Below are 23,711 nucleotides of genomic sequence, written 5' to 3'. Positions count from 1 at the left end.
CCCCCCCCCCCGCCCCCCCCCCCCCCCCCCCCCCCCCCCCCCCCCCCCCCCCCCCCCCCCCCCCCCCCCCCCCCCCCCCCCCCCCCCCCCCCCCCCCCCGCCCCGACGCCCGGAGGACCAGACCGCAGTGGCTGCTCGTCGTCCCGACCCCGCCCCGTCGTCCCGCCGCCCGCAGCGGCCGCAGGGGCGGGGGACCGGCCGTCCCGCCGCGACGCCGCCGCGCCGCCGCCGGGGCCGCCGCGTCCTGGCGTGGCTGGGCGGGCTGTTCGTCGTCGGTGCCGTGCTGGGCGTGGCCGGCTTCGCCACCGCGTACGCGCTGGTGGAGGTGCCGGACGCCAACGAGCTCGCCGACGCGCAGACCAGCACCGTCTACTACTCCGACGGCACCACGCCCATCGGCACCTTCTCCGCCGTCAACCGGCAGAACGTGGACATCGAGCAGGTGCCGGAGGTCGTGCAGCACGCCGTCCTGGCCGCCGAGGACCGCTCCTTCTACGAGAACCGGGGCGTCTCGCCCACCGGCATCGTGCGCGCCCTGTGGAGCAACGTCAGCGAGGGCACCCAGCAGGGCGGCTCGACGATCACCCAGCAGTACGTGAAGAACTACTACCTGTCGTCCGAGCAGACGTACACCCGCAAGGCGAAGGAGTTCTTCCTCGCGCTGAAGATCGACCAGCAGCAGTCCAAGGCGGAGACGCTGGAGGACTACCTCAACACCGTGTACTTCGGCCGGGGCGCGTACGGGATCCAGGCCGCCGCGCAGGCCTACTTCGGGGTGGACGTGGAGCAGCTGAGCGCCTCCCAGGGCGCGCTGCTGGCCGCCGTCCTGAAGGCACCCAGCAACTACGACCCCCGCCAGGACGCCGAGGCGGCCGCCGCCCGCGTCGACTACGTGCTGGACGGCATGGTCGAGGAGGGCTGGCTGACGGCCGAGGAGCGTGCCCGGGCGGGCCTGCCGGAGACGATCGAGCCGGCGCGGGGCAACGAGTTCGAGGGCCCCGCCGGCTACCTGCTGGACACCGTCAAGCGCGAGCTGATCGACACCGTCGGCCTCACCGAGGACGAGGTGCAGCGCGGCGGGTTCCAGATCACCACCACCTTCGACGCGCAGGCGCAGGCCGCGGCCGTCGAGGCCGTGCAGGACCAGCTGCCCTCGACGCTGCCCGACGGCTTCCACGCGGCGCTGTCCGCGATCGACCCCGCCACCGGCGGCGTCGTCGCCATGTACGGCGGGGCGGACTACCTGGAGCGCCAGCGCAACGCCGTCACCCAGGACACCGCCCAGGCGGGCTCCACCTTCAAGCCGTTCACGCTGGTCGCGGCCCTGGAGGAGGGCACCTCGCTGCGCACCACCTACAGCGGCGCCAGCCCGATGACCGTGGACGGCTGGACCCTGGAGAACTTCGGCGACTCCTCCTACGGGCGCATCAACCTGCTGACCGCGACGGCGAACTCGGTGAACACCGTGTACGCGCAGCTCAACGAGGAGGTCGGTCCCGAGGCCACCCGGGACGTCGCCATCCGCGCCGGCTACCCGGCGGCCACCGACGGCCTGCAGGACGAGCACACCACCATCTCCAACGTGCTGGGCACCGCCTCCCCGCACCCCATCGACGTCACCCAGGCCTACGCCACGTTCGCCGCGCAGGGCGTGCGCACCCAGTGGCACACCATCGCCAGCGTCGCCGACGCCGACGGCACCCGCACCTACACCGCCTCCCCGGCGCAGGAGCGCGTCTTCTCCGAGGACGTCGTCGCCGACGCCACCTACGCCATGCAGCAGGTCGTGCAGCAGGGCAGCGGCCGCTACGCGCGCAACCTGGGCCGCCCCGCGGCCGGCAAGACCGGCACCTCCTCGGGCAACACGTCCGCCTGGTTCGCCGGCTACACCCCGCAGCTGGCCGCGTCCGTGGCGCTGTACCAGTCCGGCCCCGACGGCGAGGTGCAGTCGCTGAGCCTGGGCAGCCGCGAGGTCACCGGCGGCTCCTACCCGGTGCGCATCTGGACGGAGTTCATGGACGCCGCGCTGGAGGGCACCGAGGAGCTGGACTTCCCCGACCCCGCCTACGTGGGCTCCTCGCGCGGGTCGTCCTCCTCCTCGTCGTCCTCGTCGTCCTCCTCGACGGCCACCCGCAGCTCCAGCCCCACGGCCACGCAGTCGCCGACCGCCACGGCGACCACCTCCCCCACGGAGGAGGCCTCGCCCACGGGCACCGCCACGGCGACCCCGACCGCCACCTCCACCCCGAGCGCCACGTCCACCTCCGGCTCGAGCGCCACGTCCACCCCCCGGACCACGAGCACGTCGCGGCCCACCGCCACGAGCACGTCCGGCGGCGACGACGTCGAGGAGGACGCCGACAGCGCCGGCGGGTCGCAGGACGCCGACGCGGCCGGCGCCGCCGAGCCGAGCGCGGCGGCCGCTGCCGGCTGACCGCCCGCCGGTCGCGGCCCGGTCGCCGGGCCGACCCGCGGCGGGGCCGCCCGATGGGTCAAGCTGCTGCCGTGAGCACCGGCACCCCCCCGCCCCCGCCCACCGGCACGCCCGAGCAGGGTCCCCCGCTGCCGCCCACCACCGCCGACCCGGTGCTGCGCGCGGCCAGCGAGGTGATCGGCGGGCCCGCGGGCCGGCGCCTGTCCCCGCGCGCGCCGTGGTGGGCGAGGCCCCTGCCGGTGCTGGTGGCGCTGACCTCGGTGCTGGTGGCGGTGGGGGCCGCCACCAAGCACCACTGCCGGGCGCGGGGCTGGAGCACCCCCGACCAGTTCGTGCACGCCTGCTACTCCGACCTGCCGGTCGTCTACACGTCCTCGGGGCTGGCCGAGGGCCTGGGCCCGTACGCGCCCGGGGTATCGCTGGGGCAACCGCCGGTGACGGCGGCGCTGGCCTGGCTGCTGGGCCTCCTCGCGCCCCCGGGCGCCGGCGCGGCCGCGCAGCGCGCCTACTTCGACGCCGGTGCCGTGGTGCTGCTGCTGGCCGCGCTCGTCACCGTCGTCGCGGTGGCCGCCGCCGCGGGCCGTCGCCGGCGCTGGGACGCGCTGCTGGTCGCGCTGAGCCCGCTGCTGGTGCTGTCCGGCCTGGTCTCGCTGGACCTGGCGGGCGTCGCGCTGGCCACCGCGGGGCTGGCGCTGTGGGCGCGGCGGCGCCCGGTGGCCGCGGGTCTGCTGCTGGGGCTGGCCGTGGCGGCCCGCACCTACCCGGTGCTGCTGCTGGTGGCGCTGGCCCTGCTGGCGCTGCGCGCCGGCCGCTGGCGGGCCGCGGGCACGACGCTGGTGGCGGCCGCTGCGGCGTGGGTGGCGGTGAACGCCCCGTTCGCGCTGAGCTCCCCGGACGCCTGGAGCGCGTACCTGCGCGACTTCGCCGGGCGCGCCGCCGGGTACGGCTCGCCGTGGCTGCTGCCGCAGCTGGTGGCGCAGGCCGGCGGGTCGGCCGACGCCGCGGGCCTGCCGCCGGTGGCCGTGACCGCGCTGACGCTGGGCGGCTGGTTCGCGTGGCTGCTGCTGGTGGGGCTGCTGGTGCTGTGGGCGCCGCGGCGCCCGCGGCTGCCGCAGGTGGCGTTCCTGCTGGTGGCGGGCTCCTGCCTGCTGGGCCCGGCGTTCCCGGTGCAGGCCTCGCTGTGGCTGGTGCCGCTGGCGGCGCTGGCGCTGCCGCGCTGGCGCGAGCACCTGCTGTGGTGGGCGGCCGAGGCCGCGTACTTCGGCGCCGTGTGGCTGTTCATCGCCGGGCAGTCCACCCCGGAGCGGGCCCTGACGCCGGAGCTGTACGCGCTGTTCCTGCTGCTGCGCCTGGCGGCGCTGGGGTGGGTGGTCGTCGCGGTGGTGCGCGAGGTGCGCTCGCCGTGGCGCGATCCCGTGCGCGCGGCGGGGCTGGACGACCCCGCCGGCGGCGACCTGGACCGGGCGCCGGACGCGCTGGTGGTGCGGGTGGCCTGACGGCTCGCGCGGGACTTGCGAGGGCCGTCCGGGAAGGGGGGCCGTCGCGGTGTCCCCAGCGCCGCCGCGGGCCGTGCGCGCCGGACCGGCTGTGGACGGCCGCGGCGCGGGGCTCCCCGTGCGGCACGGTGGGTGCTGAGGGACCGGTAGACTGCTGTGGTTCTGCGCTCGCCTGGACGGGCGCGGACGACGCACCGAGACCCTCCTGCCACGGAGAGACCGTGGCCGCCTGAGACCGAAGGAGGTGGGGAATGAGCGCGCGTCAGTACGAGCTCATGGTGATCCTCGACGCGGAGCTGGAGGAGCGCACGGTCAGCCCGTCGCTCGACCGCTTCCTCAACGTGGTCCGCCAGGGTGGTGGCGAGGTCGGCAAGGTCGACATCTGGGGTCGCCGCCGCCTGGCCTACGACATCAAGAAGAAGTCCGAGGGCATCTACGCCGTCGTCGAGCTCAACACCACGCCCGCCGTGGCGCAGGAGCTCGACCGCCAGCTGAACCTCAACGAGGCGGTGCTGCGGACGAAGCTGCTCCGCGCCGAGGCCGCCTGATGGCGGGGGAGACCGTCATCACGCTGGTCGGGAACCTGACCAACGACCCCGAGCTGCGCTTCACCCCGTCCGGGGCTGCCGTGGCCAACTTCACGGTCGCCTCCACCCCCCGCACGTTCGACCGCCAGTCGAACGAGTGGAAGGACGGCGAGACCCTGTTCATGCGCTGCGCCATCTGGCGCGAGGCGGCGGAGAACGTCGCCGAGTCCCTCACGCGCGGCACCCGGGTGGTCGTCACCGGCCGCCTGCAGTCGCGCACCTTCGACACGAAGGAGGGCGAGAAGCGCACCGTCATCGAGATGCAGGTCGACGAGGTCGGCCCCTCGCTGCGCTACGCCACCGCGAAGGTCAACAAGACCTCCCGCGGCGGTGGCGGCGGTGGCGGTTTCGGCGGCGGGAACTCCGGTGGTTTCGGCGGTGGCGGCAACGCCGGCGGCGGCGGCTGGGGCGCGAGCTCCGGCGGCGGCCAGCAGCCGCAGCAGCAGGACGACCCCTGGGCGACCGGTCCCTCGCAGGGCTCCGGCGGCGGCTGGGGCGGCTCGTCCAACGACGACCCGCCGTTCTGACGGACCGCCTCCCCGCAGTCCCTCCAGGCCCGCGGGCCTGACCCTCGGTGCGACGCGACCCCGGTCGTCGAGCACCGAGCACCACGAACGACGTCATCCCGGGGCTGAACCCCGGGCTCTCACGAGAGGGGAGCACCACGATGGCCAAGGTGCCCGTGCGCAAGCCCAAGAAGAAGCAGAACCCGCTCAAGGCAGCCAAGATCGAGAGCGTCGACTACAAGGACACCGCTCTGCTGCGCAAGTTCATCTCCGACCGCGGCAAGATCCGCGCGCGTCGGGTGACGGGCGTCTCCGTGCAGGAGCAGCGTCAGATCGCCAAGGCGATCAAGAACGCTCGTGAGATGGCGCTGCTGCCCTACAGCAGCTCCGCCCGCTGAGGAGGAGGGACGACATGAAGCTCATCCTCACCCACGAGGTGTCCGGCCTCGGCACGCCCGGCGACGTCGTGGAGGTCAAGGACGGCTACGGCCGCAACTTCCTCCTGCCGCGCAACCTGGCCACGCCGTGGACCAAGGGCGGCGAGAAGCAGGTCGAGTCGATCCGCAAGGCCCGCAAGGCCCGCGAGATCGCCAGCCTGGACGACGCCAAGGCCGTCAAGCAGTCGCTGGAGTCCCGCACGGTGGCCTACGCCGCCCGCGCGGGCCAGGGCGGCCGCCTGTTCGGCGCGGTGACGCCGGCCGACGTCGCGCAGGCCGTGACCGCCGCCGGCGGCCCCGCGGTCGACAAGCGCAAGGTCGAGCTGCCCCAGCCGATCCGCACCGTCGGCGTGCACAAGGCGCTCGTGCGCCTGCACCCCGACGTGTCGGCGACCGTCACCATCGACGTCGTCGAGGCTCAGGGCTGAGCGGTTCACCACCGCACCGGGGGCCGGTCCGCGCACCGCGCGGGCCGGCCCCCGGCGCGTCCCGGCCCTGCGCCGAACGGGTGGGCGGCCCTGCAGCGGGCCGCCGCGGGCGCCGATGCCACGGTCGTGCGCGCGCCGAACCTGCCGACCCCGACCCTGCGGGTGCACTGCGTCCTGACCCCGCTGCTCATCGCCCTGTGCGTGAGCCTGCCGAACGGGCCGGCGCGCACCGTCCTCTACACCGTCACGGGTTTCGCCTGTGCCGGGCTCATCGCGCTCGGCACCCGCCGGTACCACCCCCGCGACCCCACCGGGTGGCGGCTCGTCGCGGCCGGGGTGGCGGCGTGGATCCTCGGCGACCTCGTGTACTCCTACACCGAGGTCGTGCTGGGCGCCGAGCCGTTCCCCTCGCTCGCCGACGTCTTCTACCTGGCCGCCTACCCCCTGCTGACGCTGGGCCTGTGGTCGTTCGTGCGCTCGCGCTCCGGGGGCGGCGACCGCGAGGGGGTCATCGACACCGCCATCATCGCCATCGGGTTCGCGCTGCTGAGCTGGATCTTCCTCATGCAGCCCACGCTGGCCGACGGGACCGCCTCCGTGCCGGCGCGCGTCCTGGCCGCGCTGTACCCGGTGGGCGACGTGCTGCTGCTGGCGCTGCTGGTGCGCCTGTTCACCTCCAGCGGCGCCCGCACCGCCTCCTTCCGGCTGCTGGGCGCCGGCGTCCTGCTCATGCTCGTGACCGACAGCGCCTACCAGGTGCAGAGCCTGAACGGCGTCTACTCCGGCATCCTCGACGCCGGGTGGCTCGCGTCGTACGCGTGCGTGGCGGCCGCCGCCCTGCACCCCTCCATGCGGCGGCTGACGGAGGTGGAGTCCACCACCGGCGTGGAGTTCAGCCGCGGCCGCCTGCTCGCGCTGATGTTCGCCAGCCTGCTCTCGCCCGGCACGATGCTGCTGCAGCTCGCCCTCGGGCTCTCGCCGGAGCCGTGGGCCGTGGGGCTCAGCTCCGTGGTCCTGTTCGTGCTCGTCGTGCTGCGCATGTCCGGGCTGCTGACCCGCGTGCAGGAGCAGTCCGAGCAGCTGGCCGCGCTGGCCCGCACCGACGCCCTCACCGGCCTGCCGAACCGCCGCAGCGGCGACGCCGAGCTGCACCGCATGCAGCAGTCGGCCCTCGCCGGCGGGCACCCGCTGTCGGCGGCGATGCTCGACCTGGACCGCTTCAAGAGCTTCAACGACACCTTCGGCCACCCCGCCGGCGACCAGCTGCTCTTGCAGGCCGCGACCGCCTGGGGCGGTGCGCTCGACGGCACCGGGGCGGTCCTGGCCCGCTGGGGCGGGGAGGAGTTCCTCGTGCTGCTGCCAGGGCGGGACCTCGCGGAGGCCGCCGCCGTGGTGGAGGGGTTGCGCCCGCGCACCCCGCTGGCGCAGACGTTCTCGGCGGGCGTGGCCCAGTGGGACCGCACCGAGCCCCTCGCCGACCTGGTGGCCCGCGCCGACGCGGCGCTGTACGAGGCCAAGCACGCCGGTCGCGACCGCGTCGTGACCGCCGCCGGCCCCGGCCCGCGGCCCGCCGACCTCACCCCGCTCCGGTGACCACCCAGGCGCCGGAGCGCTCGCGCCGCACCAGCGTCACCAGCCGCGCCGCCGAGTAGGCGCCCGAGAAGGACACCCACAGCCACACCAGCCCGGCGCGCCCGGGCGGGGCCAGCAGCAGCACCAGCACCGCCAGCGGCGCGTACGCCGCGAGCGTCACCACCCCGGCGCGCGCCAGGTAGCGCCCGTCACCGGCGCCGATGAGCACCCCGTCCAGGACGAAGACCCACCCGGCCACCGGCAGGCACAGGCCCAGCACGACGAGCGCTGCCGCCAGGTCGCCGCGCACCTGCGCCGTGGGCGCGAACAGGCCCGCCACCGGCCAGGAGCAGGCCGCCACGAGGACGCCCAGGACCGCGCCGACCAGCACCCCCCACTGCGAGGTGCGGCGCACGGTGGCGCGCACCGCGTCGACGTCCCCGGCCCCCAGGTCGCGGCCGACCAGCGCCTGCGCGGCGATCGCGAGGGCGTCGAGCGCGAGCGCGGTGGTCGTCCACACCGTCATCGCGACCTGGTGGGCGGCGAGCCCGGAGTCGCCCTGGGCGGCCGCGACGTACGTGGTCAGCAGCAGCGCCACGCGCAGGGTCAGGGTGCGCACCAGCAGCGGGACGCCGGCGCGGGCGCTGCGCAGCACGCCCAGGGGGTGCGGCCGCACCGGCGCCCCCGTGCGCCGCACGCCCCGCGCCACCACCGCCGTCAGCACCAGGGCCATCAGCACCTGCGTGGCGGCGGTGCCTGCCGCCGAGCCGCCGATGCCCCACCCCAGGCCGTGCACGAGCAGGAGGTTGAGCACCGCGTTGAGGCCGGCGCCGGAGGCGGCGACCACCAGCGGCGTGCGGGTGTCCTGCAGGCCCCGCAGCAGGCCGGTGGCGGCCAGCACCACGAGCATCCCGGGCAGCCCCCACAGGCTCACCCGCAGGTAGGTCAGCGCGTGGGGGCGTGCGTCGGCCGAGACGCCCAGGGCGTCCACGAGCGGCCCCGCCGCGGCGGAGACCACCACGGCCGTGACGACCCCCAGCCCCAGCGCCAGCCACACGCCGTCCACGCCGGCGGCCAGCGCCCCGCGCACGTCGCCCGCGCCGAGGCGGCGGGACACCCCGGCGGTGGTGCCGTAGGCGAGGAAGACGAACAGGCTGACGGCCGTGGCGAGCACGGCGCCGGCCACGCCGAGGCCGGCCAGCGGCAGGGTGCCGAGGCTGGCGACGATGGCGGAGTCGGCCAGCAGGAACAGCGGCTCGGCCACCAGGGCACCCAGCGCGGGCACGGCCAACCGGGCGATCTCGGCGTCCCGGGCCCCCACCTTGAGCCCCGGCACGGAACCGTTACCAGACCGCAACCTCACGGTCAGCCCCCCGTCGTTCCGGTGGATTTCTCCTCCACAGCTCGTGGTCGGCATCGTCGCAGGTCAGAGTGGGTGCGCTGAAGCTGGGGTGGACGGATCCGCAGGTTGTCCCCAGGGTTGTCCACCCCCTGTGCACCGCGACCCCCAGTTCGTCCACAGGTTGTCAACCGCCCTGTGCACAGGCTGGTTTGACCGCTGCTCCCCCCGTGCGCCAAGGTGCCGGGACCGCGGTGTCGGACCCTCCCGGTAGACCTCGGTCGACAGCGGTGGAAGCACCGGCGGGCGGCCGCTCCAGCGGCTCGTGGCCGGGTGTCCGGGAAGAGGGGCGCAGCAGCGTGACGACGTTCGACGACGCGCCGGCGAAGCGCGGCGGGTCGGGCGGCTCCCGGCGCGGCGGCGGGGAGCGCGGCAGCGACCGGGGCCCCGAGGTGGGCAGCGAGCCGTTCGAGCGCATGCCCCCCCAGGACATCGCCGCCGAGCAGGGCGTGCTGGGCGGCATGATGCTGTCCAAGGACGCCATCGCCGACGTCGTCGAGGTGCTCAAGGGCGTCGACTTCTACCGCCCCGCCCACGAGCTGATCTACGAGGCGATCCTCGACCTCTACTCCCGCGGCGAGCCCGCCGACCCCGTCACGGTCTCCGCCGAGCTGACCAACCGCGGCGAGCTGGCCCGCGTCGGCGGCACCCCGTACCTGCACGACCTCATCTCCACCGTCCCCACCGCCGCCAACGCCGGCTTCTACGCCCGCATCGTGCGCGAGCGCGCCGTGCTGCGCCGCCTCGTGGAGGCCGGCACCCGCATCGTGCAGATGGGCTACGGCGCCGACGGCATGGACGTCGACGCCATCGTGAACTCCGCCCAGGCCGAGGTGTACGCCGTCACCGAGAAGCGGGTGAAGGAGGACTACGCCGTCCTCGGCGACGTCATCGAGGGCGCCATCGACGAGATCGAGGCCAGCTCCCACCGCGGCGAGGGCATGGTGGGCGTCCCCACCGGCTTCGCCGACCTGGACGGTCTGACCAACGGCCTGCACCCCGGCCAGATGATCGTCATCGCGGCCAGGCCGGCCGTGGGCAAGTCGACGCTGGGACTGGACATCGCCCGCGCCGCCTCCATCAAGCACGGCCTGGCGTCGGTGATCTTCTCGCTGGAGATGGGCCGCAACGAGATCTCCATGCGCCTGCTGTCCGCCGAGGCGCGCATCCCCCTGCAGAACATGCGCAAGGGCACGATGCGCGAGGAGGACTGGACGAAGCTGGCGCGCACCATGGGCGCGATCTCCGAGGCGCCGCTGTACATCGACGACTCCCCGAACATGTCGCTGATGGAGATCCGCTCCAAGTGCCGGCGGCTGAAGCAGCGCGCCGACCTCAAGCTCGTCATCGTCGACTACCTGCAGCTGATGACGTCCGGCAAGCGGGTGGAGAGCCGTCAGCAGGAGGTCTCGGAGTTCTCCCGCGCCCTGAAGCTGCTCGCCAAGGAGCTCGAGGTCCCGGTCATCGCCCTGTCGCAGCTGAACCGCGGCCCGGAGCAGCGCACCGACAAGAAGCCGCAGATGAGCGACCTGCGCGAGTCGGGCTGCCTGACCGCGGACACCCGCGTCCTGCGCGCCGACACGGGCGCGGAGACGACGCTGGAGGAGCTCTTCGCCCTCCAGGCGCGCGACGTGCCGGTGTGGGCGCTGGACGACTCCCTGCGCTACGTGCGCCGCCACCTCACCCACGTGTTCCCCACGGGTGTGAAGCCGGTGTTCCGGTTGCGCCTGGCCTCCGGCAAGGAGGTCCGGGCCACCGCGAACCACCCCTTCCTCACGTACGACGGGTGGAGGCCGCTGGGCGAGCTGGGCGCCGGCGACCGCCTGGCCGTGCCGCGCCACGTGCCGGGGCCGGAGCGGGTGGCGAGCTGGGAGGACGAGCGGGTGCTGCTGCTGGCGCACCTGCTCGACGACTCCCCGGCAGGCGCCGGCCACCGCTTCGAGGGGGCCGCGCTGCCCGACGAGGTGTTCCACCTGCCCAAGCGGCGGATCGCCCTGCTGCTGCGTGAGCTCTGGTCGCGCTGCGGGGGTGCCGAGGTGCGGCCGGCCGGTGACGGCGGTCGCCTGTGGCTGACGGTGCCCAGCCGCGAGCTGGCGGACGGCGTGGCCCGGCTCCTGCTGCGCTTCGGCATCGCCGTGTCGACGTCGGCGGCCGCGGAGGGGGAGGGCCGCTGGACCGTCGACGTCACCGGCAGGGACGAGCAGCGCCGCTTCCTCCAGGAGATCGGGACGAGCGGTGGCGAGGACGGGGCCGGCGCCCGCCTGCTGTCGATCGTCCGCCGTCCCGCCGGCCCCGGCCCGGCCCCGCGGGGGCCCCAGCGCGTCTGGGACGACGTCCGGGCGTTGTTCACCCCGGTGGCGGAGGGCGCCGCGCCGGCCGCGCAACCGCTCGGCGCGATGACCGCGCTGCTCGACGACGCCGACCTGGAGGTCGTGGCCGTCAACGACGTCCTGTGGGACGAGGTCGTGGCGATCGAGGCGGACGGCGAGGAGCAGGTGTTCGACGCGACCGTCGCGGGCGGGCACAACTTCGTCGCGAACGGCATCGCCGTCCACAACTCCATCGAGCAGGACGCCGACATGGTGGTCCTGCTGCACCGCGAGGACATGTACGAGAAGGAGTCCCCGCGCGCCGGTGAGGCCGACTTCATCGTCGCCAAGCACCGCAACGGCCCCACGGACACGATCACCGTCGCCTTCCAGGGGCACTACTCGCGCTTCGTGGACATGGCGACCTGACGGCGGCCGGGGTGGGCGGCGAGTCGGGCGAGGGCGGTGAGCCGGTCTGCTGGCTGCACCTGCTGTGCCCGGGGTGCGGGGCGGTGCGGGACGTCCCGGCGGGCGAGGCGTGCCCCGCGTGCGGTGCGGCGCCGCCTCCGCCAGGATGATCGCGGCAGGGCACGCAAGCGCCAGGAGGACACCGTGGTCGATCTGCGTCGCGTCACCGACGAGCACCTGGGGACAGCGCGTTCGTCCCCGCACGGCCGCAGCGCCGAGCTGCTCGTCCACGACGGGCACCTGCGCCAGACCCTCATCGCCCTGCGGGCGGGGGAGGGCCTCGGGGAGCACAACTCCCCGCAGGCGGCGAGCCTGCACGTGCTGACCGGCCGGGTGCGCGTCTCCGGCGACCACGAGACCGAGGTCTCCACCGGTGAGCTGGTCGTGCTCACCCACCAGCGCCACGCCGTGGCCGCCGTGGAGGACTCCGCGTTCCTGCTGACCACCGTCACCGGCCTGCCGGACGGCGACCCCACGATCTGAGCACGCCCCGGCCCGCGCCGGGTGCCTTCACCGCGCCGGTCGGCTCGCCACCAGCGCGGTCGTCTCGAACTCCTCGTCCGTCACCGTCCGGGCGTCCAGCCCCGCCGCGGCCGCGGCCCGGCGCGCGGTCCCCGCCTGCCGCTCCGCGACCTCCGAGAGCAGCCGGCCGCCCGGCCGCAGCCAGGTCACCGCCCCCGCGAGCACCCGCCGCAGGACCTCCAGCCCGCCCGCGCCGCCGTCCAGGGCGGCGCGCGCCTCGTGCTCGCGAGCCTCCGGCGGCAGCAGCGCCACCTCGGCGCTCGGCACGTACGGCACGTTCGCCACCACCACCTCGAGGTCTCCGCGCAGCGCGGTGGGCAGCGCGTCGAACAGGTCGCCGAGGTGCACGTGCGCACCGGGCAGGTTCACCCGCGCGCACCGCACCGCCGCCGGGTCGACGTCGGCGGCGTGCACCACCACTCCCGGCACCCGCGCGGCCAGCGCCGCCGCCAGGGCGCCCGTGCCGCAGCACAGGTCCACGAGCGTCGCGCCCGGCGCCAGCAGGGGCGCGGCGAGGTCCACGAGGAGTCCGGAGCGCTGCCGGGGCACGAACACGCCCGGTTCGACGCGCAGCCGCAACCCGCGGAACTCCGCCCACCCCAGAACCTGCTCCAGGGGCTCGCCGGCGACGCGGCGGACGGCGAGGGCGTCCAGGTGCGCCGGGGAGGGCGCCGCCTCGCGCAGCAGCGCCGCCTCCCGCTCGGCGAACACGCACCCGGCGGCGCGCAACCACTCGGCGAGGGCGTCGGCGGTCACGGTTCAGGCGCCCCCGGCGAGGAACGCGGTCAGGCCCTCCACGACGACGCGGTGGTCCTCCGCCTCCGGCAGCCCCGACACTGCGACCGACCCGACGCAGCCGACGCCGCGCACCAGCACCGGGAAGGCGCCGCCGTGCGCGGCGTACCGGCCGGTGTCCAGGCGCGAGTCGGTGTCGAAGTGGCCGCCGGCGGCGCGGAAGCGGGTGCCCACCAGGTAGGAGGAACGCCCGTACAGGTCCACGACGGCCATCTTCCGGTCCAGCCACACGTCGTTGTCGGCGGAGGAACCGGGCAGGCCGACGTGGAAGAGGCGCTGAGCGCCCCGGCGCACCGCGATCGCCACCGGCAGGTCGAGGGACACGGCGCGCTCGGCCAGGAAGGTGCCCACCCGCCACGCGATGAGGTTCTCGAAGGCGTCGAAGACGAGGTCGGTCTCCTGCGCCTCCAGTTCGGCGAGCAGGGCGGTGTGGTCGTCGGTCATCGGGTCTCCTCCGGGCCGGGGGTCAGCGGCGGGCGGCGAGGGCGGCGGCGCCGGCGAGGACGACGAGGCCGCGCCGCGCGTGGTGTGCACGCTCCCAGCGGGCCCGGCCCTCCCGCCACCCGGGGACCTCCTGCTGCGGGGCCCAGGTGCGCAGCTGCCGGTTGAACGGCACGTGCACGCGCACGGTGAGCGCGATCGCCCCCGCCACGGCGGCCACCGACACCGCCCGCCAGGCCGCGGCGGCCGGGTCGCGCCGCGCCAGGGCGCCCACCGCGAGGAGCCCGGAGCCCATCGACGCCACCGACAGCGCGGGGGCCAGGCGGCGCATCACGGCGTCGGCGCGCTGCTGGTGGGGCACGTACTGCGCGAAATCCGCCGTGCGCCGGTGCCGCCCGGCGGGGTCGGGGACGATCGCCGCCACGAGGACGGCGGTGAGGACGTCGTGGGCGCGGGCCGGCGGGGAGGTCACGAGGTGATCCTGCCGGAACGGCGGCGCGCCGGTGGGGCGATCACCACCCGGGGCGCGTGCCCGCCGGTGCTGAGGGCGGCCAGGCCGGTGAGGTCGCCGGCGGCGTGGTCGAGCACCGCCCGCACGAGCTCCCGCCCGGCCCGCGCGGCGGCCCACCGCCCGTGCAGCCACCCGCCGAGCCGTTGTCATCTCCCAGGACATCGGTGACGGTGCCGCATCAGGACATCGGTGACACCGCGGCCGGTCCTGGTGGTGACACTCCCCCGGCTCCTCGGATCTGCCGGTGGAAGGCGTGCCTGACTGCCGGCGGGTCAGCCGCCGACGTCACGGTCATGCCGGTCTCCGGGTGGTGGTGCTGATGGCCGGGGCGCCAGCGGGTGCGTCAGCGTGAAGCGGGCTGCGCCGACTCCGCGCCCTCGATCGTTTCGGCGGCCTCGTCCGGCACCCAGCGCAGGACGTCGCCGGGCTGGCAGTCCAGCACCCGGCAGATCGCATCCAGGGTGCTGAACCGCACCGCCTTGGCCCGACCGTTCTTCAAGACGGCCACGTTGGCCGGGGACAAGCCGATCCGGCGGGAGAACTCACCCACCGGCATCTTCCGCTTGGCCAGCATGACGTCGAGGTCGACGATCACGGCCATCAGACGACCGCGGCCATCTCGCTGGAGAGCACCGTCGCTGAGCGCAGCAGGGCCCGCATCACGATCATCAGCAGCACGAAGCTCACCCCGCCGACCAGGGAAGCGGCCTGCAGCAGCAGCGCCGGCGGCCCACCGACGCCGACCCAGCTGATCAGGTGCGTCAGCGTGGCGACGATCACGACCGTGGCCACCGCCGCGGCGGCGATGATCACATCGACCCAGCGGAGGGCCGCCGGGTCGAAGATGCGCCGGTCCTGCACCAGCGACAGCAGCACCCACACCGCCACCACCGCAGCCTGCACGCAAGCCAGCACCACGATCGCGGCGATCGTGTACGGCACCGCCAAACCGGCCAGCTCCGGGTGGGCATCGGCCGACTGCCAGGCCGCGACGGGTACGTAGACGGCCTGGCCGATCAGGGCACCCAGGCCGAGCAGGACGATGCAGATCCGCAACGCGCGGATGACGATAATGCTCATCTATCGATAGTCGCTCGGCATTAATCGAAAGTCAATAGGTCGCCAGGGTGGTGCGCGCGGCTGGAGGCCGTACCGGTGCCGGCCCAGGAGGTCCGCGCCCCTTGCGCGCCTTCACGGTCACGGCGCGTTGAGTGCGCGATCTTGAGCAGCCGTCGGCGTCCGCTCGTGTCGGTGACCACGCGGCCGCGCGTCGAGCGCCGCGACCGGTTCAGTGTTCCCGCAATGTCAGCGTCAGGACCACCTCCGCACGCCGCGCGCTGCCACGGGCGCTCCGCTCGACAGGTGCCCCCACGGTGGAGGACGCCTGCCCGGCGAGGCTGCCGGGGATGTCCGGCCGGACCCACCACCCGTCGAACGGCCGGAGCAGCCCCCAGTCGTCCGGATAGCGGCGCGGCGGCGGCAGGTCGGAGCCAGTCCCTCGCACGCGCACGGATGCTCCGACGGAGAAGCGCGCTCTGCTGGCCATGCAGCACAGGCTGCCCGACGGGTCCAGCTCGTGCCGACGCTGAGCTTGCTCGGCAGTTCGCGCGGCCGGGAGGTGCGCTCGTCATGGCGCTGGCCAGGACGCCCCGCGACCACCCCCACCTGCCGATCTCAGGGCGGTGAGTCCCCTGGGGTGGTGTAACTGAGGGCAACCTTCCCCGCCGTGGCAGGTGCGCCCACACCTCCACGTTGAACCCCGGGGACGGTGTCGTCATAGACCAGGCGAGGCGGGTGGAAGCGGCGTGGCGGCGCTGTACCCCGATGAGAGTGCCCCCCAGGGGGACGACGACGGAGTCGCCACTGCCCTCGTTGGTGCGGACCTGCCAGGTCGGGCGCGGTACCTGTGGCCACGGTGCGCCGTAGCCGGTCAGCAGGGACACGGTGACCATCCCGCGCTCAGCGGCGGCAGCGTAGGAGCCCGGCGCAGCCCACTCGATGTCGGCGGGCGCGTACGAGACGCTCAAGGTCACGTTGGCCCCCGGCGGGATGGCCCGACGCGGAGGGCGTTCCTCGAAGGGGTGCACGACGAAGTACTCGGTCAGTCCGTGGTCCTCGATGAGGCTGGGCAGGGTGGGGGGCTCGAAGCCCAACCAGTCCCGGAAGCTGGCCTGGGAGGCGGGTTGCCAGGCTTCGGCGAGGGTGTCCGGCGGACGGTTGTAGCCGCGGCGGCTGCGTCCGCGCATGGGCAGCAGGGAGTCCAGGATGTGCACCGCTTGCGGTGGCAAGGGCAGGCCGGTGAGGGGCTCGTTCCAGACCTCGTCGTCGGTCAGCTCCGTCATGGGTTCGACGATGCCAGCGCCAGAGCGTTACCCGCTCCCTCCTGGGCAGAGGAGACGGCCCAGGTACCGGACGATCTACCGGTCATCCCGCGATCCGCGCGTGATCACGTGTGGTGCGTCGGCAACGGCGGACCCCGGGGCCGACGGCTGCTCGACTCCGTGACCGTCACCGAAGTCCTGACACGTCAACTGTCACCGATGTCCTGATGCAGGACTGTCACCGATGTCCCGAGACATCACGCACCCGCCGAGCCGTCCCGGGGCGCCCGGCACCCGGTCGGTGCCGCCCGGCCGCGACGACCGCCCGGCAGGACGAACCCCCTCGGGGCAAAACCGTCGCGCCGGCGCCCGGCGGTGGGCACACTCCGGGTGTGCGTCGCATCACGTCGGAGGCCGAGCTGCGGGAACTCGTCGGGGAGCCGCTGCCGCAGGCCCTCGCCAAGGAGCGCGCCCGCCTGCACGAGCTGGACCGGCAGTGGCTGGCCGCCTCCCCGTTCTGCCTGATCGCCACCTCCGGCGCCGACGGCACCTGCGACGTCTCCCCGAAGGGCGACCCTCCCGGGTTCACGCTCGTCCTCGACGAGACCACCGTCGCGATCCCGGAACGGCCCGGCAACCGCCGCGTCGACGGGTTCCGCAACGTCCTCGCCAACCCGCACGTCGGCCTGGTCCACTTCGTGCCCGGTCGCGGGGACACGCTGCGCATCAACGGCCGCGCCCACCTCGTGCGCGACGCGCCGTTCTTCGAGCGGATGGAGGTGCGCGGGCACCGGCCGCTCCTGGCCCTCGTGGTGGAGGTCGAGCAGGTCTTCCACCACTGCTCGAAGGCGTTCCTGCGCTCGCGGCTGTGGGAGGAGGAGACCTGGGCGCCGGACGCGGTGCCGTCCCGGGCCGTGCTCGCCCGCGCGCTGGAGCGGCCGGGCGAGGCGCTGGAGGACCTGGAGCGCCACTACGGCCCCGACTACGCCGCCGGTCTCTACCGCACCTCCTGAGCGCGCCGGTGCGACGAGCACCGCCGGCGACCGGGCGCGCCCCGCCCGGCCTCGACCTGGAGCCCCACCGTGCCCGACCCCGCCTCCCACGAGCCCGCCGCGACCCCCGGCGCCGCTCCCGCCGCGACCCCCGGCGGGAGCCGGGGCGGTGCCGTCCTGGTCGCGGCGCTGGCCGTCGACTCGCTGGGCAACGGGCTGTTCCTGCCGCTGTCGCTGGTGTTCTTCCTCGAGCTGACCGAGGTGCCGCTGGCGCTGCTGGGCGTGCTGCTGACGGCCGCGAACGCGCTGGCGCTGCCGGTGCCGCTGTGGGCGGGCGCGCTGGCCGACCGCGTCGGCGCCCTGCCGGTCGTCGTCGGCGCGCAGGCGCTGCAGGCCGCCGGGTTCCTCGCCCACGCGCACGTGGACGGCCCGGTGGGGGTCTTCTGGGCGGCCGCGCTCGTGGCGGTGGGGGTGCGGTTCTTCTGGTCGTCGGTGTTCACCGCGCTCGCCGACCACGCCGACGGGGGCGGCCGGTGGGCGGCGGACACGTGGTTCTCGGTGGCGAACGGCGCCCGCACCGCCGGGCTGGCCGGCGGGGGCCTCGTCACCGGCGTCGTCGTCGCCGACGGCCGCGCGGGCACCTACGTGGTCGTCGCCCACGCGGCCGCCGCCTGCTTCGCCTCGGCGGCGGTGCTCATCGCCGCCTTCGTGCGCGCTCCCCGCCCGGCGGGCGCGCGGCCGGCGGACCGGGCCGGGGGCCTGCGCGGCGGGTACGCGGCGCTGCTGCGCGACCGGCCCTTCCTGGCGCTGGTGGGGCTGAACACGGTCTTCGCCCTGGCCAGCGTGCTGCTCGGTCTGGCGCTGCCGACCGTGGTGCGCGAGGACCTGCGCGCAGCGCCCTGGCTGACCGGGGCGGTGCTGGCCGGCAACGCCCTGCTCGTGGCCGTGCTGTCCGTGCCCGTGGGGGCGCGCCTGCCCCGGCACCGCCGCACGAGGGTGGTGGCGCTGGCCGCGGCGCTGTGGACGGCGTGGGCGCTGGCGATGGCGGTGCTCGGCCCCGGCACCCCGGGCCTCGCCGTCGCCCTCGCGGCGGCGACCCTGCTGTTCACCGCCGCCGAGCTGCTGCACGCCCCCGCGTCCACCGCGCTGGCCGCCGCGGCGGCCCCGGCGCACGCGCGCGGCCGGTACCTGGCGAGCTTCCAGTACTCCTTCGCCTTCGCCTCGATCGCGGCGCCGGCGTTCTTCACCACCCTCTTCGCCGTCGGCACCGCAGCGCCCTGGCTGGTCCTCGCCGCCCTCAGCGCGGCCGGCGGCGGGGGAGTGCTCCTCCTCGAGCGGGTGCTGCCGCGCCGGGCCGTGCACCACGGCGCGGGGACGGGCGCGCGGGAGTAGGGCAGCGCCCGGTCCACCGCGCTGCGGCCTCAGCCGAGCCGGCCGTCGGGCAGCGCGGCGGCGCGGCGCTCCACCTCCCGCAGCTGCGCCGGGGTGAACTCGCCGAACGGCTCGGCGGCCACCCCGGGGCGGCCCCGGCCCCACGTGCCGACGACGGCGCCGCCGTGCACGACGGTGCCGCGGAAGACGCCGTTGCCGCCGGGCACGACGCGCTGGGCGTGCTCGGGCGGCAGGACGTGGGAGCGGTCGGCGTAGCCGAGGAGGAACTCGTCGAAGCCGGGCAGCAGGTGCAGGGCGGCGGCCTCGCCGCGGTGCGCGGCGACGAGGTCCCCCAGGGCGGGGTCGTGCAGCAGCTCCACCCCGCCGACGTCCACCGCGGCCAGCTCGCCGCGCACGGCGGCCACGCCGCGACGGGCCGCAGTGACCGGCAGCCCCGCCCAGCGGGCCAGGTCGGCGACCGTGGCGGGGCCGTGGGAGAGGAGGAACCGGCGGGCGATCTCCGCGAGCGCCTCGTCCCCGTCGAGGACGCGCGGTGCGCTCACGTGCTCGGCGAGCAGCACGAACTCCTGCTCGCCGCCGCGCAGCGGCCCCAGGCACAGCACGCCGCTCAACGACAGGTGCAGCAGCAGGTGGTAGCCGCGCCCGGCGGCGGTGCTCTGCCCCGCGGCCTCGAACGCGGTGAGCAGCTCGGCGCGCGAGGCGCCGCGGCCGCCGCCGAGGAGGCCCTCGGCGGCGGTGCGGGCGGCGCGCACGTCGTCGTCGCCGATGCCGAGGCCGGCGCGGCGGGTCGCGGTGGAGCGCAGCACGCGCGGCGCGCACAGGGCCAGCACCCACGGCAGGTCGGCGGCGGGCAGCAGGTGCAGGGTGCCGCGCAGCGGCCAGGACCGCACGACCCGCCCGGCGTCCAGGGCGGCGGCCAGCCCCGCAGCGCCCGGCGCGGTGCGCAGCGCGACGGCGGTGGCGGCGGCGCGCAGGTCCTGCGCCTGCACGCACGTCAGGTGTTCGACGACCTGCGCCGCGCCCGGCAGCGGCGGCACGACCCGCTGGGCGACGAGCCGCCACAGCCCGACCTCGCTCGCGCTCGTCGGCACGGTCCCCACCCTCTCAGCGCAGCAGGTTCAGCGCAGCAGGTTCAGCGCGGACAGCGCCGAGGCGCCCAGCACGACGTTCTCGAACCGCTCGCGGTTCAGCCTGCCCACGACCCACCGGCCCACGAGGGCGCCGGCGACGACGGCGGGCACCAGCAGCAGGTCCAGCCGCAGCGACTCGGCGGTGATGAGCCCCAGCCCGGCGCTGAACGGCAGCTTGAACACGTTGAGGATGAAGAAGAACCACGCGCCGGTGCCCAGGAACGACATGACGCCCAGCCCCATGGTGAACAGGTAGATCGACATGGGGGCGCCGCCGGCGTTGGCGACCATGGTGCAGAACCCCGCCAGCAGCCCGAAGGCCGCGGCGACGAGGCGTCGCCGGCCGGGGGAGGCGGGCACGAGGTCGCCGCCGCGCCGGCGCAGGCGGTGCCGCCGGAGCAGGTGCAGGGCCACGAGCAGCAGGAGGACCCCGCCGATGGAGCGGCGCATCACCGTGTCGTCGACGGCGCCGACGAACCAGGCGCCCGCGAGGACGCCGACGACGACGCTGGGCAGCAGCCGCAGCAGCAGCCCCCAGTCGGCGTGCCGGCGGTAGGCGGCGACGGCGAACAGGTCGCCGACGATGAGCAGCGGGAGGATCGCGCCGGTGGACTCCTTCGCCGGCAGCACCGAGGCGAAGATCGCCACCGCGACGGTCGCGGCGCCCCCGACGGCGGTCTTGGCGAAGCCGATGACCAGGGCGGCGACGACGAGCAGGACGAGGCCGGTGGTGCTCACGTCCACGGGGCGTCCCGGCGCTGGGGCGGTGTCACCGCGCGAGGGTAGCTGTCGGTGGTCCCGGGCAGACTCGTGCGGTGTCCTCCTCCGGTGCGTCCCCGGTGCGCTCGCGCCCGGACCCGACCCGCCCGGCCGTGCTGCACCTGGACCTGGACGCCTTCTTCGCCGCGGTGGAGCAGCGCGACAAGCCCTCCCTGCGGGGGCGGCCGGTGGTGGTCGGCGGCACCGGCGGTCGCGGGGTGGTGGCCACGGCCAGCTACGAGGCGCGGGTCTTCGGGGTGGGCTCGGCGATGCCGACGGCGCAGGCGCGGCGCGCGTGCCCGAACGCCGCGTACCTCTCCGGGCGCTTCGAGGCGTACCGGGTGGTGTCGGAGCAGGTGATGGCGCTGGCGCGCGAGCTGTCGCCGCTGGTGGAGCCGGTGTCGATGGACGAGGCGTACGTGGACCTGTCGGCCGCGCACGAGGGCCTGGACGTCGCGGCGGTGACCGCGGTGGCGGAGGGGTTCCGCGCGGCGGTGCGCGAGCGCACCGGGCTGACGGTGTCGGTGGGGGCCGGGCCCAGCAAGCTGGTGGCGAAGATCGCCTCGGACCTGCGCAAGCCGGACGCCCTGGTGGTGGTGCCGCCGGACGGGCAGCGGGAGCTGCTGGACCCGCTGAGCGTGCGCAAGCTGCCCGGCGTGGGTGCGGTCACGGGTGACCGGCTGGTGCGCAGCGGGCTGCGCACGGTGGGGGACCTGGCGGCCGCGGACGAGGGGGAGCTGGTGCGGATGCTGGGCCGGGCGCACGGCACGGGCCTGCTGGCGTTCGCGCGCGGGGTGGACCCGCGGCCGGTGGTCGGCGAGCGGGAGGCGAAGTCGGTCTCGGCGGAGCAGACGTTCGGCACCGACCTCACCGACCGGCGGGACCTGGCCGAGCGCACCCGCCGGACGGCGGAGCGGGTCGCGGGCCGGCTGGTGGCGGCGGGCGTGTCGGGCCGCACGGTGACGCTGAAGGTGCGCCGCTACGACTTCACGACGCTGAACCGCTCCCGGACCCTGCCGCACGCCACGAGCTCGGCGCGCGAGATCGCTGCGCACGCCGTGGAGCTGCTGGAGGGGGTGGACGTCGCCGACGGGGTGCGGCTGCTGGGGGTGGGGGTCTCGGGGCTGTCGGGGTTCGCGCAGACCGACCTGCTGGCGGACCTGCTGGGCCCGGTGGACGAGCCCGAGCCCGAGGAGCCGCCGCCGGGCGCGCTGGTGCCGGGCGGTTCTGCGCACCCGTACGGACCGCCCGCGCGGCCCGGGTGGCTGCCGGGCCAGGACGTGGAGCACGCCGAGCACGGCCCGGGGTGGGTGCAGGGCTCGGGGGTGGGCCGGGTGACGGTGCGCTTCGAGGGCCCGCACACCCCGCCGGGGCGGATCCGCACCTTCCGCGACGACGACCCGGACCTGCTGCCGGCGGGCCCGCCGGTGTTCGACCCGCGGCGGTGGGCGGCGCAGCGGGACGCCGCCGCCCGGACGGCGTCGTGACGGCGCCGCCCGGGCACCCGGCCGAGCTCGCGCTGGACGTGCCCGGCGGCCTGCCGGCGGACCCGTTGCGCCGGTTCCTGGTGGCGCACGCCGTGCCGGGCGCCGAGCGGTTCGACGCGGCCACCGGCACCCACGAGCGGGTGGTGCCCACCGCCGCCGGACCGGTCGCCGCCGCGGTGGTGCTGGGAGCCGGGGAGCGCTGCGAGCGGGTGCTGGTGCGGGCCCCGGCGCCGGTGCTGGGCGAGGTGGCGGGGCTGGTGCGCCGCTGGCTGGACCTGGACGGCGGGGTCGCCGCGGCCGAGGCCCACCTGCGCGCCGACCCCTCGCTGGCCGCGCTGGTGGCGGCCCGCCCGGGGCTGCGGGTGCCGCGGTCGGTGTCGGGCGCGGAGACGGCGCTGCTGACGGTGCTGGGGCAGCAGGTGTCGCTGGCGGCGGCCCGCACGTTCGCCGGCCGGCTCGTCGCGGCGCACGGCCGCCCCGCCGGGGAGGGCTTGCTCGCCTTCCCGGACCCGGGGGCGCTGGCGGCTGCCGGTCCCGACGCGCTGCGCGCGGTCACGGGCCTGACGGGGGCGCGCTCGCGGGCCCTGCACGCGCTGGCCGAGCTGCTGGCCGGCGGGCTGGACCTGGACGCGGCCCGGGAGGCGGGCGAGGGGCCGGCAGCGCGGGAGCGGCTGCTGGAGGTGCGGGGCGTCGGCCCGTGGACGGCCGACTGCGTGGCGCTGCGGGTGCTGGGTGAGGACGACGCCTTCCTGCCCGGCGACCTGGTGCTGCGGGCCGCGATGGGCAGGGTGTCCCCGGCGCAGGCGCTGGCGCGCGCGCAGGGGTGGCGGCCGTGGCGCGGCTACGCGCTGCTGCACCTGTGGACGGCGCACGCCTTCGCCGGCGTCACCGGGGGGTGACGGTGAGTGGGTGCGGCGGTGCTGGGTAGCGTGCGGGACGTGCAGCACGCCCAGGGGACCGTGGTCGTGACGGGTGGCAGCCGGGGCATCGGCGCCGCCGTCGTGCAGGCGCTGGCGGCGCGGGGGGTGCCGACCTGCTTCAGCTACGTCACGCGCCGCGAGGCCGCCGAGGTCGTCGCCGAGCAGGCCGCCGAGCTCGGCACGCCCGTGAAGGCGGTGCGCGCCGACGTCTCCTCCGAGGCGGACGTGCGGCGCCTGTTCGCCGAGGCGGAGCAGCTGGGCCCCGTGACGGGCCTGGTGAACAACGCCGGGGTCAACGCCCCCCAGGCGCGGGTCGTGGACATCGACGTCGCGCGCGTCCGCCGCCTGATGGAGGTCAACGTCGTCGGCGCGTTCCTGTGCGCGCGCGAGGCCGTGACCCGCATGGCCAGGAGCGGCGGTGGCGTCGTCGTCAACGTCTCCTCGCGCGCCGCGGTGCTCGGCAGCGCCGGCGAGTACGTGGACTACGCCGCCTCCAAGGCCGCCGTCGACGCCCTCACCGTGGGTCTGGCGCGCGAGGTCGCCGAGCAGGGCATCCGGGTCGTGGGGGTGCGCCCGGGCCTGATCCGCACCGACATCCACGCCTCCGCCGGCGACCCCGGGCGGGTGGAGCGGCTGCAGCGCAGCGTGCCGATGGGCCGCGGCGGGGAGGCCTCCGAGGTCGCCGAGGCCGTCGTGTGGCTGCTGTCGGACGCCGCCTCCTACGTGACCGGCACGACGCTGGACGTCAGCGGCGGGCGGTAGGGCACCGCTGCCCCGGCACCGCTGCCTTGGCGTCGCGGCGCCC

At 75.9% G+C, this 23,711-nt stretch carries 22 protein-coding genes; 14 read left to right on the top strand and 8 right to left on the bottom strand.

The features are described from left to right. Positions 1–127 precede the first annotated feature (127 nt). From ACRYR8_RS12785 to ACRYR8_RS12755, 7 genes are all read left to right on the top strand, one after another. A complete protein-coding gene (locus ACRYR8_RS12785; protein WP_432484929.1) occupies positions 128–2,434 on the top strand; it encodes a transglycosylase domain-containing protein in 2,307 nt (768 codons plus the stop codon). A 71-nt stretch (positions 2,435–2,505) separates the two neighbouring features. Continuing rightward, positions 2,506–3,930, top strand: a complete 1,425-nt coding sequence (locus tag ACRYR8_RS12780) for a glycosyltransferase 87 family protein (RefSeq protein WP_432484928.1) — start codon at positions 2,506–2,508, stop codon at positions 3,928–3,930. Between the two features lie 251 nt (positions 3,931–4,181). Next, the gene (gene rpsF / locus ACRYR8_RS12775) at positions 4,182–4,478 is read left to right on the top strand and encodes a 30S ribosomal protein S6 (RefSeq protein WP_432484927.1); all 297 of its coding nucleotides are present in this window, start codon (positions 4,182–4,184) and stop codon (positions 4,476–4,478) included. Next, complete coding sequence (locus ACRYR8_RS12770; RefSeq protein WP_432484926.1) at positions 4,478–5,044, top strand: single-stranded DNA-binding protein; 567 nt, start codon at positions 4,478–4,480, stop codon at positions 5,042–5,044. Before rpsF ends, ACRYR8_RS12770 begins: the two co-directional genes overlap by 1 nt. A 140-nt stretch (positions 5,045–5,184) precedes the next feature. Beyond that, on the top strand, positions 5,185–5,421 hold the full coding sequence (gene rpsR, locus ACRYR8_RS12765; RefSeq protein ID WP_166612805.1) for a 30S ribosomal protein S18: 237 nt from the start codon (positions 5,185–5,187) through the stop codon (positions 5,419–5,421). A gap of 14 nt (positions 5,422–5,435) precedes the next feature. After that, the gene (gene rplI / locus ACRYR8_RS12760; protein ID WP_432484925.1) at positions 5,436–5,888 is read left to right on the top strand and encodes a 50S ribosomal protein L9; all 453 of its coding nucleotides are present in this window, start codon (positions 5,436–5,438) and stop codon (positions 5,886–5,888) included. 126 nt (positions 5,889–6,014) lie between these two features. Further along, positions 6,015–7,481 carry a GGDEF domain-containing protein gene (locus ACRYR8_RS12755; protein ID WP_432484924.1) on the top strand — a complete coding sequence of 489 codons (1,467 nt, stop codon included), beginning with the start codon at positions 6,015–6,017 and terminating at the stop codon, positions 7,479–7,481. Here the strand turns inward: ACRYR8_RS12755 and ACRYR8_RS12750 are convergent. Next, positions 7,465–8,796 carry an MATE family efflux transporter gene (locus ACRYR8_RS12750; protein ID WP_432484923.1) on the bottom strand — a complete coding sequence of 444 codons (1,332 nt, stop codon included), beginning with the start codon at positions 8,794–8,796 and terminating at the stop codon, positions 7,465–7,467. The two genes, ACRYR8_RS12755 and ACRYR8_RS12750, sit on opposite strands and share 17 nt — an antisense overlap. A 362-nt stretch (positions 8,797–9,158) precedes the next feature. Here ACRYR8_RS12750 and ACRYR8_RS12745 point away from each other — a divergent pair, with 362 nt between their 5' ends. Together ACRYR8_RS12745 and ACRYR8_RS12740 are read left to right on the top strand one after the other, a co-directional pair. After that, complete coding sequence (locus ACRYR8_RS12745) at positions 9,159–11,597, top strand: replicative DNA helicase (RefSeq protein WP_432484922.1); 2,439 nt, start codon at positions 9,159–9,161, stop codon at positions 11,595–11,597. Positions 11,598–11,780: 183 nt separating this feature from the next. After that, entirely contained in the window at positions 11,781–12,119 is a 339-nt protein-coding gene (locus ACRYR8_RS12740) for a cupin domain-containing protein (RefSeq protein WP_432484921.1), read from the top strand. Between the two features lie 27 nt (positions 12,120–12,146). Here ACRYR8_RS12740 and ACRYR8_RS12735 read toward each other — a convergent pair whose 3' ends face one another. The 5 genes from ACRYR8_RS12735 to ACRYR8_RS12715 form a co-directional block, all read right to left on the bottom strand. After that, the gene (locus ACRYR8_RS12735) at positions 12,147–12,914 is read right to left on the bottom strand and encodes a putative protein N(5)-glutamine methyltransferase (protein ID WP_432484920.1); all 768 of its coding nucleotides are present in this window, start codon (positions 12,912–12,914) and stop codon (positions 12,147–12,149) included. Positions 12,915–12,917: 3 nt separating this feature from the next. Continuing rightward, positions 12,918–13,397 (bottom strand): heme-degrading domain-containing protein, encoded by a 480-nt coding sequence (locus ACRYR8_RS12730; protein ID WP_432484919.1) that lies wholly within the window; start codon positions 13,395–13,397, stop codon positions 12,918–12,920. A 22-nt stretch (positions 13,398–13,419) separates the two neighbouring features. Further along, on the bottom strand, positions 13,420–13,866 hold the full coding sequence (locus ACRYR8_RS12725; RefSeq protein WP_432484918.1) for an anthrone oxygenase family protein: 447 nt from the start codon (positions 13,864–13,866) through the stop codon (positions 13,420–13,422). Positions 13,867–14,248: 382 nt separating this feature from the next. Then, the gene (locus tag ACRYR8_RS12720) at positions 14,249–14,506 is read right to left on the bottom strand and encodes a helix-turn-helix domain-containing protein (RefSeq protein WP_432484916.1); all 258 of its coding nucleotides are present in this window, start codon (positions 14,504–14,506) and stop codon (positions 14,249–14,251) included. After that, positions 14,506–14,985 (bottom strand): DUF2975 domain-containing protein, encoded by a 480-nt coding sequence (locus ACRYR8_RS12715; RefSeq protein WP_432484914.1) that lies wholly within the window; start codon positions 14,983–14,985, stop codon positions 14,506–14,508. The genes ACRYR8_RS12720 and ACRYR8_RS12715 overlap by 1 nt, the downstream gene beginning before the upstream one ends. Before the next feature lie 1,633 nt (positions 14,986–16,618). Between ACRYR8_RS12715 and ACRYR8_RS12710 the strand changes: the two genes are divergently transcribed. Both ACRYR8_RS12710 and ACRYR8_RS12705 read left to right on the top strand, forming a co-directional pair. Continuing rightward, positions 16,619–17,239: a pyridoxamine 5'-phosphate oxidase family protein gene (locus ACRYR8_RS12710; protein ID WP_432484912.1), complete on the top strand. Its 621-nt coding sequence runs from the start codon at positions 16,619–16,621 to the stop codon at positions 17,237–17,239. Between the two features lie 69 nt (positions 17,240–17,308). Continuing rightward, positions 17,309–18,610, top strand: coding sequence for an MFS transporter (locus tag ACRYR8_RS12705; protein WP_432484910.1), 1,302 nt, complete (start codon positions 17,309–17,311; stop codon positions 18,608–18,610). Between the two features lie 29 nt (positions 18,611–18,639). On the opposite strand, the gene ACRYR8_RS12700 is transcribed toward ACRYR8_RS12705, so the two are convergent. Next, positions 18,640–19,701 (bottom strand): winged helix DNA-binding domain-containing protein, encoded by a 1,062-nt coding sequence (locus tag ACRYR8_RS12700; RefSeq protein ID WP_432484908.1) that lies wholly within the window; start codon positions 19,699–19,701, stop codon positions 18,640–18,642. Between the two features lie 27 nt (positions 19,702–19,728). Then, positions 19,729–20,478, bottom strand: coding sequence for a sulfite exporter TauE/SafE family protein (locus ACRYR8_RS12695; protein WP_432484907.1), 750 nt, complete (start codon positions 20,476–20,478; stop codon positions 19,729–19,731). A gap of 77 nt (positions 20,479–20,555) precedes the next feature. Between ACRYR8_RS12695 and ACRYR8_RS12690 the strand changes: the two genes are divergently transcribed. The 3 genes from ACRYR8_RS12690 to ACRYR8_RS12680 are packed head-to-tail and all read left to right on the top strand — an operon-like array spanning position 20,556 to position 23,668. Beyond that, complete coding sequence (locus ACRYR8_RS12690; RefSeq protein ID WP_432484906.1) at positions 20,556–21,986, top strand: DNA polymerase IV; 1,431 nt, start codon at positions 20,556–20,558, stop codon at positions 21,984–21,986. 32 nt (positions 21,987–22,018) lie between these two features. Further along, positions 22,019–22,885, top strand: coding sequence for a DNA-3-methyladenine glycosylase 2 (locus ACRYR8_RS12685; protein ID WP_432484932.1), 867 nt, complete (start codon positions 22,019–22,021; stop codon positions 22,883–22,885). 39 nt (positions 22,886–22,924) lie between these two features. Next, entirely contained in the window at positions 22,925–23,668 is a 744-nt protein-coding gene (locus ACRYR8_RS12680; RefSeq protein WP_432484905.1) for an SDR family oxidoreductase, read from the top strand. Positions 23,669–23,711 lie beyond the last annotated feature (43 nt).

The sequence above is a fragment of the Kineococcus esterisolvens genome, assembly GCF_050871405.1.
GTDB lineage: Bacteria > Actinomycetota > Actinomycetes > Actinomycetales > Kineococcaceae > Kineococcus.
The sequence above is the reverse complement of the archived record's forward strand: the minus strand, read 5'-3'. Positions and strand labels throughout refer to the sequence as shown.

Coding starts and splice junctions, on each gene's coding strand:
- rpsF (WP_432484927.1), top strand. CDS start 4,182: ATGAGCGCGCGTCAGTACGAGCTCATGGTGATCCTCGACGCGGAGCTG.
- ACRYR8_RS12770 (WP_432484926.1), top strand. CDS start 4,478: ATGGCGGGGGAGACCGTCATCACGCTGGTCGGGAACCTGACCAACGAC.
- rpsR (WP_166612805.1), top strand. CDS start 5,185: ATGGCCAAGGTGCCCGTGCGCAAGCCCAAGAAGAAGCAGAACCCGCTC.
- rplI (WP_432484925.1), top strand. CDS start 5,436: ATGAAGCTCATCCTCACCCACGAGGTGTCCGGCCTCGGCACGCCCGGC.
- ACRYR8_RS12730 (WP_432484919.1), bottom strand. CDS start 13,397: ATGACCGACGACCACACCGCCCTGCTCGCCGAACTGGAGGCGCAGGAG.
- ACRYR8_RS12720 (WP_432484916.1), bottom strand. CDS start 14,506: ATGGCCGTGATCGTCGACCTCGACGTCATGCTGGCCAAGCGGAAGATG.
- ACRYR8_RS12715 (WP_432484914.1), bottom strand. CDS start 14,985: ATGAGCATTATCGTCATCCGCGCGTTGCGGATCTGCATCGTCCTGCTC.